10 protein-coding genes are annotated in these 13,903 nt (G+C 70.6%); 8 read left to right on the top strand and 2 right to left on the bottom strand.

The window, feature by feature from the left end:
• Positions 1-102 precede the first annotated feature (102 nt).
• From ACFU5O_RS33980 to ACFU5O_RS33965, 4 genes are all read left to right on the top strand, one after another.
• Positions 103-2,079 (top strand): DUF4153 domain-containing protein, encoded by a 1,977-nt coding sequence (locus ACFU5O_RS33980; RefSeq protein WP_384246293.1) that lies wholly within the window; start codon positions 103-105, stop codon positions 2,077-2,079.
• Between the two features lie 236 nt (positions 2,080-2,315).
• Entirely contained in the window at positions 2,316-2,669 is a 354-nt protein-coding gene (locus ACFU5O_RS33975; protein ID WP_384246292.1) for a TetR-like C-terminal domain-containing protein, read from the top strand.
• Positions 2,670-2,787: 118 nt separating this feature from the next.
• A complete protein-coding gene (locus tag ACFU5O_RS33970) occupies positions 2,788-3,504 on the top strand; it encodes a ribonuclease HII (RefSeq protein WP_384246291.1) in 717 nt (238 codons plus the stop codon).
• A gap of 107 nt (positions 3,505-3,611) precedes the next feature.
• Positions 3,612-4,232 (top strand): hypothetical protein, encoded by a 621-nt coding sequence (locus ACFU5O_RS33965; protein ID WP_384246290.1) that lies wholly within the window; start codon positions 3,612-3,614, stop codon positions 4,230-4,232.
• 211 nt (positions 4,233-4,443) lie between these two features.
• On the opposite strand, the gene ACFU5O_RS33960 is transcribed toward ACFU5O_RS33965, so the two are convergent.
• Together ACFU5O_RS33960 and ACFU5O_RS33955 are read right to left on the bottom strand one after the other, a co-directional pair.
• Positions 4,444-5,073 (bottom strand): hypothetical protein, encoded by a 630-nt coding sequence (locus tag ACFU5O_RS33960; protein WP_384246288.1) that lies wholly within the window; start codon positions 5,071-5,073, stop codon positions 4,444-4,446.
• Between the two features lie 214 nt (positions 5,074-5,287).
• Positions 5,288-7,459, bottom strand: a complete 2,172-nt coding sequence (locus ACFU5O_RS33955; protein ID WP_384246287.1) for a RecQ family ATP-dependent DNA helicase — start codon at positions 7,457-7,459, stop codon at positions 5,288-5,290.
• Between the two features lie 110 nt (positions 7,460-7,569).
• On the opposite strand from ACFU5O_RS33955, the gene ACFU5O_RS33950 reads away from it, so the two are divergent.
• The 4 genes from ACFU5O_RS33950 (at position 7,570) to ACFU5O_RS33935 (ending at position 13,848) form a co-directional block, all read left to right on the top strand.
• Positions 7,570-9,189: a DUF4192 domain-containing protein gene (locus ACFU5O_RS33950; RefSeq protein ID WP_384246285.1), complete on the top strand. Its 1,620-nt coding sequence runs from the start codon at positions 7,570-7,572 to the stop codon at positions 9,187-9,189.
• 251 nt (positions 9,190-9,440) lie between these two features.
• Entirely contained in the window at positions 9,441-10,202 is a 762-nt protein-coding gene (locus tag ACFU5O_RS33945; protein WP_384246284.1) for an NUDIX domain-containing protein, read from the top strand.
• A gap of 649 nt (positions 10,203-10,851) precedes the next feature.
• A complete protein-coding gene (locus ACFU5O_RS33940; RefSeq protein WP_384246282.1) occupies positions 10,852-11,805 on the top strand; it encodes a FadR/GntR family transcriptional regulator in 954 nt (317 codons plus the stop codon).
• 486 nt (positions 11,806-12,291) lie between these two features.
• Entirely contained in the window at positions 12,292-13,848 is a 1,557-nt protein-coding gene (locus ACFU5O_RS33935; protein ID WP_384246280.1) for an RNA polymerase sigma factor, read from the top strand.
• The last annotated feature ends 55 nt before the right edge of the window (positions 13,849-13,903 follow it).

Below are 13,903 nucleotides of genomic sequence, written 5' to 3'. Positions count from 1 at the left end.
CGGCCACGCCGCGCGTTGATCATGACCGGCGCGTGCCGACGAGACGCCGGGACCTGCGGGCGGCCATAGGCCGGGCAGGGGAGCCCGGTCGGGAGGGGTCCCGTGTCAGACGTACCGTCCACGCCAGAGGGAACAGAACCGGAACCGGGCCCGGGCAAGGAATCGGGCCCAGGGGCGGACCAGGTTCAGGACCGAATACCGGATCAGGAGCGGGGAGCGGCAGAGGATTCACGCACGGAGTCGGGCAGCGAGCCGGAGCCGGTCCGGAAGCAGCAACAAGGGCCGCCCGCCGACACCGAGCCGCGTGTCTCCGTCAACAAGTCGCAGTCACCGGGTTCCGAGCCGCGAGCTGCTGCCCGGGCGTCGCAGCCGCAGCCGCAGCCGCAACCGCCTGGTCCTGGTCCTGGTCCTGGTCCTGGTGCTGTTCCTGGTCCGGGGCCCGCGCCGGGCCCAGGACATGTGCCCCCTTCGCCCTGGCCGCACCATGCGCAACCCTGGCCTCCGCCGAGGCCCCGCCCCGAGTCCCGGCTGGCCGGGATACGACCCGGCCCACCCGCTCCCGTACGTGTCGCAACACTCTGGTGCGCCCTCGCCACCGCGCTGCTGAGCGCACTGCTGCTCGGCGAGGGGCTCGGAGTGAACCTGCTGATCGTGGCCGTGCCGGCCGCGCTCGCCGCGTTCTTCGCGGCCCGGACCGCAGGCCGCCGGCTCCGCCCCTGGACGGCGGTGTGGGCACTCGGCGCCCTGGCCCTGCTGACCGTTCCCGCACTGCGCGACGCAGGCTGGCCCACCTTCCTGGCCGTCGTCTCGGCGCTCGCGATCGGCTCGCTCGCCCTGCACGGTGGCCGCAGTTGGCCAGGGGTGCTGTTCGGACCGATCGGTCTGTTCGACACGCTCGTCACCGGCCCGGCCTGGGGCTGGCGGGGGCTGCGTGAGCGGGCCGAGGGTTCGCGCGGCCGCTGGGGACCCGTGGTCAGGACGATCGCGGTGGCAGCGGTCCTGCTGATCGTGTTCGGCGCCCTGTTCGCCGGTGCCGACGCCGCTTTCGCCGATCTGCTCGGCGAGCTGATCCCCGATGTCTCGCTCGTCGACGGCCCGTGGCGGTTCTTCCTCTTCCTTCTCGGCCTCGCCGGCGCGCTCGCCGCGGCACGCACCGCGGCCGCCCCGCTCCGCTGGGACCGCCTCACCATGGGGAAGGGCAAGGCCAGAGGCAGGCTCGAATGGGCGCTCCCGCTCGTCGTCCTCAACCTTCTCTTCGCCGCGTTCATCGCCGTCCAGCTCGCCGTCCTTTTCGGTGGGTACGACAAGGTTCTGGACGAAACGGGACTGACCTACGCCCAGTACGCCCGGCAAGGGTTCTGGCAGTTGCTCTGGGCCACCCTGCTCACGCTGATCGTCATCGGGCTCGCCCTGCGCTGGGCACCGCGCGACGGTGCCCGCGACCGCACCCTCGTACGTACCGTGCTCGGCACCCTGTGCGTGCTCACCCTGGTCGTCGTGGCGTCCGCACTGCGCAGGATGGACCTCTACGTCGATGCGTACGGACTCACGCGGCTGCGCGTGTCCGTGGCCGCGATGGAACTGTGGCTCGGTCTGGTGATCGTACTGATCATCGCCGCGGGGCTCTTCGGCAACCGCCGGCTGCCGCGCGCCGTGGTGGGCAGTGCCGCGGCCGCTGTGCTGGCGTTCGGCCTCGCGTCCCCGGACGCGCTGATCGCCGAGCGCAACGTGCAGCGCTACGAGAAGACCGGCAAGATCGACGTCGACTATCTGCGCGATCTGTCGGCGGACGCCGTACCGGCCCTGGACCGGCTGCCGGAACCCGTGCGTTCGTGCGCGCTGCGATCGATCGAGCTCGATCTCGAGGATCCGGGCAAGCCTTGGTACGTGAACAGCTGGGGCGAGGCCCGTGCCCGCTCGCTCCTGGCGGAGCGCCCTGCCGATCGCGGGTCCGACTGCCCGGACGAGGGGGACGGGCCGTTCGGCGGGGACCGCGACGAGTACGGCGAGGATTCAGGGTTCGACGGCGGCACCGGGGAGGGCTACGAAGAGTACGACCCGGGCACCGGCATGGACTGAGCCACGTCGCGCGCTGTGCCGGCTTTGGGGATGTCGGTACAGCCGCCGGCGCCAAGCGCGGTGAGCGTCAGGTCACGAAGTCGAGGCCCGTTCCACATCCGAAGAGCACGGGATCACCATGAGTTGGCAGATGGTGACGACGGCGAGGGCGACTCCCGGACGCCCCTCCCGACGTGCGGCGCCCGGCTTTCGCCGTGCTTCGAGTTGAGGGGTTGTCACTATGGCCCCTCCCACACATGAGTTACCTCTGTCAGCTCTGCCGGCGCATGCGTGCGGCCATGTTCTCCAAGTCCGGGTATGCGCTTCGCTCGGTACTTCACGAATGTGACTCCTCCACGGCTGAGCGCCTCCAGGCCTTGATCCTGGATGGGGTCGTCGAACCCTCGAACCGGCTCGTCGATGAGGTGGTGAGCCGCGGAATCGAGCGGAGAGACGTCCGCCCCGACGTCACCGGCGGCATGCTGTTCGATGCGATCCCGGCGATGATGATGTACCGGTCGAAGGTGTGCGGCAGCGAATGGTTGGATGCCGACATCGCCGAGATGATCGATCAGATCATCGTGCCTCTACTGCGCCCGCAAGCCGGCTGAACCCGGGTCCGCGGACCGGCCGAACACCGGTCGGCGGCCCTGCCGATCCGGCCCCGGGTCGGGAGATCGGGATCCGGGGTGTCGTGGCCCGCCCGAGCGGCGTACCCTGTCTGGCGCCATGCCGTACGAACCACCCACACATACCGTTGAGCGCTCGCTCCGGGCCACCACTGGTGCCAAGATCATCGCCGGAGTCGATGAGGTCGGGCGCGGGGCGTGGGCCGGACCGGTCACGGTATGCGCCGCCGTCACGGGGCTGCGCAGACCGCCTGACGGGCTCACCGACTCCAAGCTGATCAGCCCCAAGCGCCGTACGGAGCTGGCGGGCAGGCTGGAGGAGTGGGTGACCTCGTACGCCCTCGGGCACGCGACTCCGGAGGAGATCGACGACCTGGGCATGACCGCGGCGCTGCGGCTCTCCGCCGTGCGCGCCCTGGACGCGTTGCCGGTGCGGCCGGACGCGGTCATCCTCGACGGCAAGCACGACTATCTGGGTCTGCCCTGGCGTGTCCGTACGGTCATCAAGGGCGATCAGTCCTGCGTCGCCGTGGCGGCCGCCTCGGTGATCGCCAAAGTGCGCAGGGACGCGCTGATGGCCGAGTTGGGGCAGGAGTCGGTGTGCGAAGCCTTCGGGTTCGCCGACAACGCGGGCTATCCTTCGCCCGTCCACAAAGCAGCGCTGGAAGCACTCGGCCCCACGCCGTACCACCGTCTGTCCTGGGCCTTCCTCGATGGCCTCCCGCAGTGGCGGCACCTCAAGAAGATCCGGGTCCCCGCACAGGCGGCCGCGCCGGAGTGTCTGGAGAGCGGGGGCCAACTCGGCTTCGACTTCTGACCCGGGCCGGTCCACCGACCGCTGTGCGAACCGGTTGACCAGTCCGGTCGCGCTTATGTGCCCACCCGCCGATGCCGGATGCACCGGCGTTTGATAAATATCCACTCATGCCTCTCATCCCCGAGGAGCCTCAGATTCACGAGAGCGCCCAGGGTCCCCGCGTCACGCCGGCCGCCGGCCGCACCGCGCCGACCCCCCGTCCCGTACCCGGTCCGCGTACCGCGGCCACGCCCCGTCCCGGACGCCCGGGCCCCGGCCCGGCCCGGCCCACTCCACCGGCACAGCGCACGCACGGCTCTGCCGGGACGACGACGTCGCCCCGGTCGGAGAATCGTTCCGTACCGCAGATCCAGCTGATCCCCGCCCCGGCCGGCGGAGCGCTCGACGCCGCCGGCGAGGCTGTCGACCTGCTGCTCGACTCCGGTCGGGCTCCCGGCGACATCCTGGTGCTCACCACCGGTGAACAGCACCCCTGGGCGGCCCATGAACTGTCCTTCGGCGAGAGCGCGTACTGGGCGCAGCACGACGCCGGAGACGATGTCTTCTACGCGGACGCCGCCTCCGTGGGCCGTGCGTCGACCCGGCCTGTGGTCGTCGTCGCGGTCAACGGCGCCAACGAGGACGAGATCGCCCGGGCCCTGCCCGTCGCCATGGACCGCGCGGGAATGCTGCTCATCGTGTGCGGTGACCCGCAGCGCGTCAACGCCGTGCTCGGCGCGGGCGTCTGAGCCTGCGCCGCGCCGTCGGCGGCGCCGCCGGCCCTCGTTGCGGGGTGCGGTCGGGACGCCGGACCGCCGTGCACCGTGCGATGGCCGGTTGGGTCGACGTGCGCGCGGGATTCGACGTGACGGTACGTGGGGGCAGGAGACGGTCAAGGCGTAGCGGGACCGGGACGGGTACGCGCAGTGAGCGTCGCGCGAACTCGTCGCGAGCACGCGGTCAGCGGGCCGCCGTGCGCCGCAGAATCTCGGCAGCCCCGCTCGCCGATCGCAGCGGGAGCATTCCCGTCTCGACCGCCAGGCCGTCGAAACCGTCCGGCCTGGACTCGAAGTTGGGCCGACGGCCGCCCCGCCCCTCACCGAGCACCTGCCACCCGTCGCGCGTCAGCGTGATGTACGCGCCGCAACGCAGCCCGTGCAGGGTGCAGGCGTCACGCAGCCCCCACATCCACGCGCCGTCCTCCTCCGTCCAGCGTTCGTCGCCCTCACGGCAGTAGAGCAGCACCGCGGTGCGGGTCGGCGTACGGCGGCGCAGGTCGTGCGGGATCACCCGGCGCAGATGCGCCAGCAGGGCATTGCGGAAGTCCCAGCCGTCGGCGGGGACGGCACGCCGGGCGAACGATGCGCTGGCCGTGAGCCGTTCCTCATGGTCGAGCACCGCCACCACGGCCGTCGACGGGGTTGGCCGGTGGCGTGAGTGCAGGCCGCTGACGACCTCGCGGGGATTGCGCAGCAGAGGTATCCCCGCTGCCGTCCACTCGGCAGGTTCGAGCATCCTGGCGAGGCGGCTCGCGGAGTCGGCCGATCCTTTGATCGAAGTGTCTGCGGACGAAGCGAATCCGAAGGTCACGTTCCTCCCTTCGCATACGCGCCCACAGTGCGGGCAGGGGTCGGTGAGGCGCACCGTGGCACAGCCCTTCGAACCGCGACCGGGCCGTGCGGGGGGCGGATCCAATTCTTGCGGGCCTGCGGGCGGGCGGCAACGAGCAATTGAGGCCGCTGACTGGAATGGACAGGTATGACGGTCATATCCCTGCCCAATCAGGCCAACTGTCACGCGCAATTCATGCTGACACGGCGAGGACCAGCGGAAACACCCCCTCTGCTCCGGATCGGCGCAGCAACCGCGACGCCACGGCGAGGGTCCAGCCGCTGTCCGAGAGATCGTCGATGAGCAGAACAGGCCCTCCGGCGGACCCGATCGCCCGAGCCAGTTCCGGCGGAACGGTCAGTGCGTCGTGCAGACCGCGTACCCGCTGAGCGCTGTTCGTGCGAGAGAGGCGTGTGTCCTCCGAACCGGGGGTGTACTCGACCGAGCCGAGAAGCGGCATACGGCCGACCTCCGCGATCCGGGACCCCAGAGAGGCGACGAGCTGCGGCTTGCTCCGCGAGGCGACGGTGACCACCCCGGCGGGACGAGGCGGCGCGTCGGCGGCTCCTGACGACCAGCCACCGGGCCCCTTGGCCCAATCGGCCAGCACACTCACCACGGCGTTCACGACGTCGTCCGGAACCTGCCCGTCCGGCGACTGAGGAGTGAGCATGGGACGAAGCCGATTGCCCCATCCGATATCGGAAAGCCGCCCGAGCGCCCGGCCCGTGAAGGACTGCTCCTCGACCGGAATACGGCCCTTCAGATCGACGCCCACGGCGGCCAGTCCGGTCGGCCACATCTTGCGCGGCTCCACCTCCACGCCTGGCCTGCCCAGTTCCCCGCGCGCCGCATCCAGTGCCGCGGTCGACACCGCGGGGTCGAAGCGGCCTCCGGCGCAGTTGTCACAACGTCCGCACGGGGCGGCCTCCTCGTCGTCGAGCTGCCGCCGCAGGAACTCCATCCGGCAGCCCACGGCCGACGCATAGTCACGCATCGCCTGCTGCTCGGCCTCGCGTTGCCGCGCCACCCAGGCGTACCGCTCGGCGTCGTACACCCAGGGCTCGCCCGTCGACGTCCAGCCGCCCTTCACGCGGTGCACCGCGCCGTCCACGTCGAGCACCTTGAGCATCGTCTCCAGGCGCGTACGCCGAAGCTCGACCAGCGGCTCCAGCGCGGGCAGCGAGAGGGGCCTGTCCGCCTGTGCCAGGACGTCCAGTGTGCGGCGCACGAGCTCCTCCGGAGGGAAGGCGACCGATGCGAAGTACTGCCAGATCGCCTCGTCCTCCTTGCCGGGCAGGAGCAGCACCTCGGCATGCTCCACTCCTCGCCCTGCCCGGCCCACCTGCTGGTAGTAGGCGATGGGGGACGAGGGCGAACCGAGATGGACCACGAAGCCGAGGTCGGGCTTGTCGAAGCCCATGCCCAGCGCGGAGGTGGCCACCAGTGCCTTCACACGGTTGGCGAGCAGATCGTCCTCGGCCTGCTGCCGGTCCGCGTTCTCCGTACGGCCCGTGTACGACGCCACCGTGTGTCCGCAGTGCCGGAGATACGCCGTGACCTCCTCGGCCGCGGCGACGGTGAGGGTGTAGATGATTCCGGAGCCGGGCAGGTCGCCGAGGTGGTCGGCGAGCCAGGCCAGACGGTGGGCGGCATCGGGGAGCTGAAGAACACTCAGGCTGAGGCTTTCCCGGTCGAGCGGGCCGCGCAGCACCAGGGCGTCGGTGTCCGCACCCGTCCCCAACTGCTCGGCGACGTCCGCGGTCACGCGTGCATTGGCGGTGGCGGTGGTGGCGAGCACCGGAACACCCGGGGGCAGGTCGGCGAGCATCGTTCGCAGCCGCCGGTAGTCGGGCCGGAAATCATGGCCCCAGTCCGAGATGCAGTGAGCCTCGTCGACGACCAGAAGCCCGGTGGCGGCAGCGAGCTTGGGCAGCACCTGATCGCGGAAGTCCGGGTTGTTGAGCCGCTCGGGACTGACGAGCAGCACGTCGACCTCGCCCGTGGCGACCTCCGCCTGGATCGTGTCCCACTCCTCCGTGTTCGACGAATTGATCGTCCGGGCGCGGATACCCGCGCGGGCGGCAGCTTCCACCTGATTGCGCATGAGCGCGAGCAGGGGCGAAACGATCACCGTGGGGCCGCTGCCTCGCTCGCGCAGCAGCGACGTCGCGACGAAATACACCGCGGACTTGCCCCAGCCGGTCCGCTGCACCACCAGCGCCCTGCGCTTGTCGGCGACGAGCGCCTCGATGGCCCGCCACTGGTCCTCGCGCAGCCTGGCGGCGCCGGTGGAGTCGCCGACGAGGCGTGCGAGGACGGAGTCGGCCGAGGTCCTCAGATCTGCGCGGTCTGCGTTGGTCATGCCCCCATGCAACCCGATGGCACGGACAAAGCGCGAACGGGGCGGTCGACCTGTGGATAACGTTATCCACAGGGCTGGCGGCGATGCCTTGATCACGGGACCGTCGAGGCATGCGAGACAGCAACGAACACAACAAGTCCCATGAATCCCACGAGTCCCACGGTCGGATCGACGAGTCGCACGGCTGGCCGGACATTTCCCACGGCCGGGCCGAAGAGTTCGACGCCCGCGTCGATGAGGCCCACGATCGGGCCGATGCGGCGCGCGGGGCGGATGAACCTCATCGTCAGGCCGGCGAGATCCGTGACCGGCCCGACGAACTCCACGGCCGGCCCGACGAGCCGTCCATCACCCTGCGCGGGCCTGCCGAGCTCGCGGATGCCTTGCCCTATCTGATGGGTTTTCATCCGACGGATTCGGTGGTCATGGTCGCGCTGCACGGCACGCGCGGTCGCTTCGGTGGGCGGCTCCGGGTAGGCATTCCCACCATGCAGCGGGAGTGGCTGCCGGTCGCAGAGCAGCTCGCGGAATGCCTCGTCGAGGCGGGCGAGCGGCGCGGAGCCAGGCCGGACGGCATTGTCGTCTTCCTCTGTCAGGACCCGGGGGAGGGAGAGACGGGCCGCACGGTGATGGAGCGGCTGCGCCCGCTCGCGCAATGGCTGAGGACGGCCTGCGGCTCGTTCGACGTGCCGGTGTACGAGGCGCTGTGCGTTTCCGACGGCCGCTGCTGGTCCTACTGCTGCCCGGATTCCCGCTGCTGTCCCGCAGAGGGCACAGTTCTGGCGATGCAGGGCACGTCCGTGATGGCCGCCGCGGCCGCCTATGCGGGGATCCAGGTCCGGGGGTCGCTGCGGGACCTGGAGGCGCGACTGGAACCGCCTCGCGACTCCACCCCGACCGAGCAGGTGCGAGCGCTCGACGACGCGGCTTCCGCGCTGGTCTCGAGGATTCTGGACCAGGAGAGCCGTGTGAAGGTCGGCGCTGAGACGCTGGGGCTGGCCCGCCGGCTGATGAAGCGGCTCGGGGAGAGGACACCCCGGGCCGTCGGATGGCCGGAGGCGGACGCACAGGACGACAGGCTCATTTCGCATGACGAGGCGGCCGCCGTGATTCTCGGACTTCAGGACCGGGAGACCCGGGACCGGGCGGCCGCCTGGATGGAGGGGCCGGATGCCGATCATGCTCTGCGGCTCTGGCGGACGCTGGCCCGTCGCTGCGCCGGGCCGTACGCGGAGCACGCGGCGGCGCCGCTTTCGCTGGCCGGTTGGGTTTCCTGGTCGACCGGAGATGAACCAGGTGCGAGGGTCGCGCTCGGCCTCGCTCTGCGCGCGGACCCGGAGTACGTCTTCGCGCGGTTGCTCCACCAGGCATGCAACGACGGTCTGGATCCGGAGGGGCTGCGCCGCTGTCTCCGGGGGAAGGCGGCCCCGGAGACCGGCGACTCCGGTACCGACACCAGCACCGGCGGCGGTGGCGAGGGCGTGCCCGGAAGCCACCACTCGACCGTGCGGGCCAGGCGGCGGGCGGGATCAGTGCGTTCCGGGCGTCCGGCAGGGAAGAGGGCGAAGAGGACGACCGCACCCAGCGGCTCCGAGGCACCCGGGGCAGACACGCCTTCCCGGCGCCGCCCCACCCCGGGCTTCACCTCGGGCTCCGGGTCGGCGACCGGCCGGAGCAGGGCCCGCACGGCCGACGGAGCCCACCGGCGCGGTCCGGAGGCCGGTCGTTGACCTCCTTCGCCCTCTCCAGGGCGGGGCCGTCCACGTGACGGCGGTCGCCGGTGGAGCCGCTTGCTGACGGCGGTCGCGGTCGGAGTCCGTGCGTCACGGCAGCAGGCCCCGGCGTGACGGGGCAGCCGCCGGAGGACTTCGACCGGGTCGCCATGAGGCGCGCGACAAGCGGACGGAGGGCCCTTAAGAAGTCGCCTTCCCGGATCACGAAGGGAGTGTTTATCGTCAGGCAGACGACTATGATCGGCGGCATGTCGCCCTACGACCCGTCGGCCTTCCCGCCCTTCGCAGTCACCGTCGACCTGGTCGTGCTCACCGTACGCCGCCATGCGCTCTGCGCACTGGTCGTACGCCGCGGAGAGCCGCCGTTCCAGGGGCGCTGGGCGCTGCCCGGGGGATTCGTGCGAGCCGATGAGGATCTCACGGCGGCAGCGGCGCGGGAGCTCGTGGAGGAGACGGGGCTGTGTGTGCACGATCCCGGTTCGCCCGAGCCGGACAACGGTGCCCACCTGGAGCAGCTCGCCACCTATGGCGCCCCGAAGCGGGACCCTCGTATGCGGGTGGTCAGCGTCGCCCATCTCGCACTCTCCCCGGATCTGCCGGCGCCCCGGGCAGGAGGCGACGCGAACAGCGCGCGCTGGGCGCCTGTCGAGACGTTGCTGAACCCGGAGGGCGGCGGACGGGAGGGCGAGGCGCCCGCGCCACTCGCCTTCGACCATGCACAGATCCTGGCGGACGGCGTGGAGCGGGCCAGGTCGAAGATCGAGTATTCCTCGCTCGCCACGGCGTTCTGTCCACCGGAGTTCACGGTGGGCGAGCTGAGGCGGGTGTACGAAGCGGTGTGGGGTGTCGCGCTGGACCCGCGGAACTTCCACCGGAAGGTGACGGGCACGCCGGGCTTCCTCGTTCCGGCGGGCGGGACCACGACCCGCCAGGGCGGCCGCCCTGCCCAGCTGTTCCGCGCCGGTGGTGCGACGCTGCTCAACCCGCCCATGTTGCGGCCCGAGGTCTGACGGACCGGCCGCCGCGGCAGCTCGGCGCTACTGTCTGCCGATACGGGCCCCGGGCCCCGTCCGCCGACAGCGGCGAAGTCCCGGGCTCCGGTCGGTGTGCTCAAGGCCCGCGTCCGGCGATTGAGACGGTCACTCCCCCTCGTCCGCCCGCGCCGACTTGGTTCTTCTGCGGAAAACTGGGCCTGGCTTCCCGGGAGTTGGGCGAGCACCCTCGTCGAATGCGCCTCGGGAGGGTTGCCCGGCTCCCGGGGCCTCCTGGACCACCGTGCGAGTGGCAGTCCTGCCCGCCCTGGGCCGGTGATGTTCGTCCCGCTCGTGCCCAGGGCGCTCCGCACCTCGAGGACGCTCAATTGCCGCGCTTCCGCGCGGCTTGTCCGAGCCGGGCCCTCCGCGGCAGCCGTACAGGGTCGTACGAATGCGCCGCTGCCTCTCGAAGGGGCCGCGCACGGTCGCCCAACCGGTGTGCGCGGCGCTGGCGTTGTCGCGGTCCGGGCCGCTCCGCGGGAGCCGTTCACCGTCGCCCGCAACAGCCCCCGTTTGTTGATCGAAACGCGCCCGAGGACCCGGAGAACCACGCAACTCCCCGGTGAATGACCGTTTCTTCCCGATAAGTCGTCAATTGTGGAGGGGGCGCTGATCACCCTTTCGTGTGCTTTTCACCAAAGACCTCAAGGGTCGTCGGGGCCGCGCCGACAAAGGATGCGTGAGTACCCTTGCGCACACCATGATGACCGCCGCCCGCCCCGCCGAGTCCGGCCTCGCCGGCCCGGGCGAACTCGACCGATACCCCTATCCGGAGGCACCCGGCGCCGACCGGGTGGACCGTGTCGGACCGCCCGCCTGGGACACCTCGGACGCCGAGCTGGGCCGGGCCGCCGGCCGCCGTACGGCGGGGAACCGGGGTCGCGGGCTCCACGGTCAACTCGTCCAGCAGCTGGGCCAGATGATCGTCTCCGGCGACCTCGGAGCCGACCGTCCGCTCGTACCCGAGGAGATCGGCCAGCGCTTCGAGGTGTCCCGGACCGTCGTCCGGGAGTCGCTCCGCGTTCTCGAGGCCAAGGGCCTCGTCAGCGCCCGCCCGAACGTCGGCACCCGGGTCCGTCCGGTCAGCGACTGGAATCTGCTGGACCCCGACATCATCGAGTGGCGCGCCTTCGGCCCGCAGCGTGACGATCAGCGCCGCGAGCTCACGGAGCTCCGCTGGACGATCGAGCCGCTCGCTGCCCGGCTCGCCGCGGGGCACGGCAGGGAGGAAGTGCAGCAGCGGCTCGTCGACATGGTGGAGATCATGAACCACGCCCTCACTCAGGGTGACGGGATCACGTACACGCGCGCCGACGCCGAGTTCCACTCGTTGCTGATCCAGGTTGCCGGCAACCGCATGCTGGAGCACCTGTCGGGCATCGTCGCCGCCGCGCTCCAGGTGTCGGGCGGCCTGGCGGCAGGATGCGACCGCCCTTCCGACGCGTCCCTTGCGCACCACGCACGGCTCGTCGACGCCCTCGGTGCCGGTGACGCCAACGGCGCGGAGACGGCCATGCGCCAACTTCTCACGGCCCACCCTGAGGTGGACCGCGTCGTGCCCGCTCCGCGCGAGCACTGATCGCGGCACGGCCGGGGCGTCCCAGGGGCGCATCCCATCGTGTGTCGCCGGATCCATGGATCCGGCGACACGATCGTGGGCCGCGTGTACCGGACACCGGGCCACGGCCGGCCGCCGGGGCGTAGCGGGTCGTGGGGTGGCGGATTCGAGGGGTTGTGGGGTTGTCGGGCGCGAGGCGGGGAAGGGATTCGCGGGAGCTTCCGTCACGGAGGTTGTCCAGGTGATTCTGGAGCAAACTTCCCATCTGGTCGTTTTGTCACAAATGAGGTGTGACTCGGGCCACGCGGATTGGGCGTAACGCTCCTCGAAACAGCGCGATGACCTAAGAGGTGACAGCCGAGGAAGGAATACAGCCGCCATGTATGGCGCTGTCCATCTCTGAGGCTCAGCCCGCGCCGCCGGTACATCCCCAACCGGTGGTCGTCGGCTCCGGCCCGATCATGGGCGGGGCCGGAAGCCGTTTTCCATCGTTCCGAGAGGTTGTTCGTGTCGGCCAGCACATCCCGTACGCTCCCGCCGGAGATCGCCGAGTCCGAGTCTGTGATGGCGCTCATCGAGCGGGGAAAGGCTGATGGGCAGATCGCCGGCGATGACGTGCGTCGGGCCTTCGAGGCTGACCAGATTCCGCCAACCCAGTGGAAGAATGTTCTGCGCAGCCTCAACCAGATCCTCGAGGAAGAGGGTGTGACGCTGATGGTCAGTGCCGCGGAGCCCAAGCGCACCCGCAAGAGCGTCGCAGCGAAGAGCCCGGCAAAGCGCACCGCCACCAAGACCGTCGCTGCCAAGACGGCCACGTCGAAGACCGTCGCTGCCGCCACCGCGGCACCGGCGTCCGAGACGGTCGAGGCCACGGCCGACGAGACCGAGGCCCCCGCGAAGAAGGTGGCTGCGAAGAAGACCGCGGCCAAGAAGGCGACGGCGGCCAAGAAGACCGCCGTCAAGAAGACGACGGCGGCCAAGAAGACCGCCGCCAAGAAGGACGGCGAGGAGCTGCTCGAGGGCGAAGAGGCTCTCGACGAGGCGCAGCCCGGCAAGGGCGGAGCCGACGAGCCGGAAGGTGCCGAGAGCGCGGGCTTCGTGCTCTCCGACGAGGACGAGGACGACGCCCCCGCGCAGCAGGTTGCCGCGGCCGGTGCCACCGCCGACCCGGTCAAGGACTACCTCAAGCAGATCGGAAAGGTCCCCCTGCTCAACGCGGAGCAGGAGGTCGAGCTCGCCAAGCGCATCGAGGCGGGTCTGTTCGCCGAGGACAAGCTGGCGAACTCCGACAAGCTCGCCCCGAAGCTCAAGCGCGAGCTGGAGATCATCGCCGAGGACGGGCGCCGCGCCAAGAACCACCTGCTGGAGGCCAACCTCCGGCTGGTCGTCTCCCTCGCCAAGCGCTACACCGGCCGCGGCATGCTCTTCCTGGACCTCATCCAGGAGGGCAACCTCGGCCTGATCCGCGCCGTCGAGAAGTTCGACTACACCAAGGGCTACAAGTTCTCCACGTACGCCACCTGGTGGATCCGCCAGGCGATCACCCGCGCCATGGCCGACCAGGCCCGCACCATCCGTATCCCGGTGCACATGGTCGAGGTCATCAACAAGCTCGCGCGTGTGCAGCGCCAGATGCTCCAGGACCTGGGCCGCGAGCCCACGCCGGAGGAGCTGGCCAAGGAACTCGACATGACCCCGGAGAAGGTCATCGAGGTCCAGAAGTACGGCCGTGAGCCGATCTCGCTGCACACCCCGCTGGGCGAGGACGGCGACAGCGAGTTCGGTGACCTGATCGAGGACTCCGAGGCGGTCGTCCCGGCCGACGCGGTCAGCTTCACGCTTCTGCAGGAGCAGCTCCACTCGGTGCTCGACACCCTGTCGGAGCGCGAGGCGGGCGTGGTCTCGATGCGCTTCGGTCTCACCGACGGCCAGCCGAAGACCCTCGACGAGATCGGCAAGGTCTACGGCGTCACGCGTGAGCGGATCCGCCAGATCGAGTCCAAGACGATGTCGAAGCTGCGCCACCCGTCGCGTTCGCAGGTGCTGCGGGACTACCTGGACTGAGTCGGCGATACGCCGTCGGCCGAGCCGGCGGCGTGTCCTTCGCGGCAGAATCCGA

The organism is Streptomyces sp. NPDC057445, assembly GCF_042802855.1.
Taxonomy (GTDB): Bacteria; Actinomycetota; Actinomycetes; order Streptomycetales; family Streptomycetaceae; genus Streptomyces.
The sequence above is the reverse complement of the archived record's forward strand: the minus strand, read 5'-3'. Positions and strand labels throughout refer to the sequence as shown.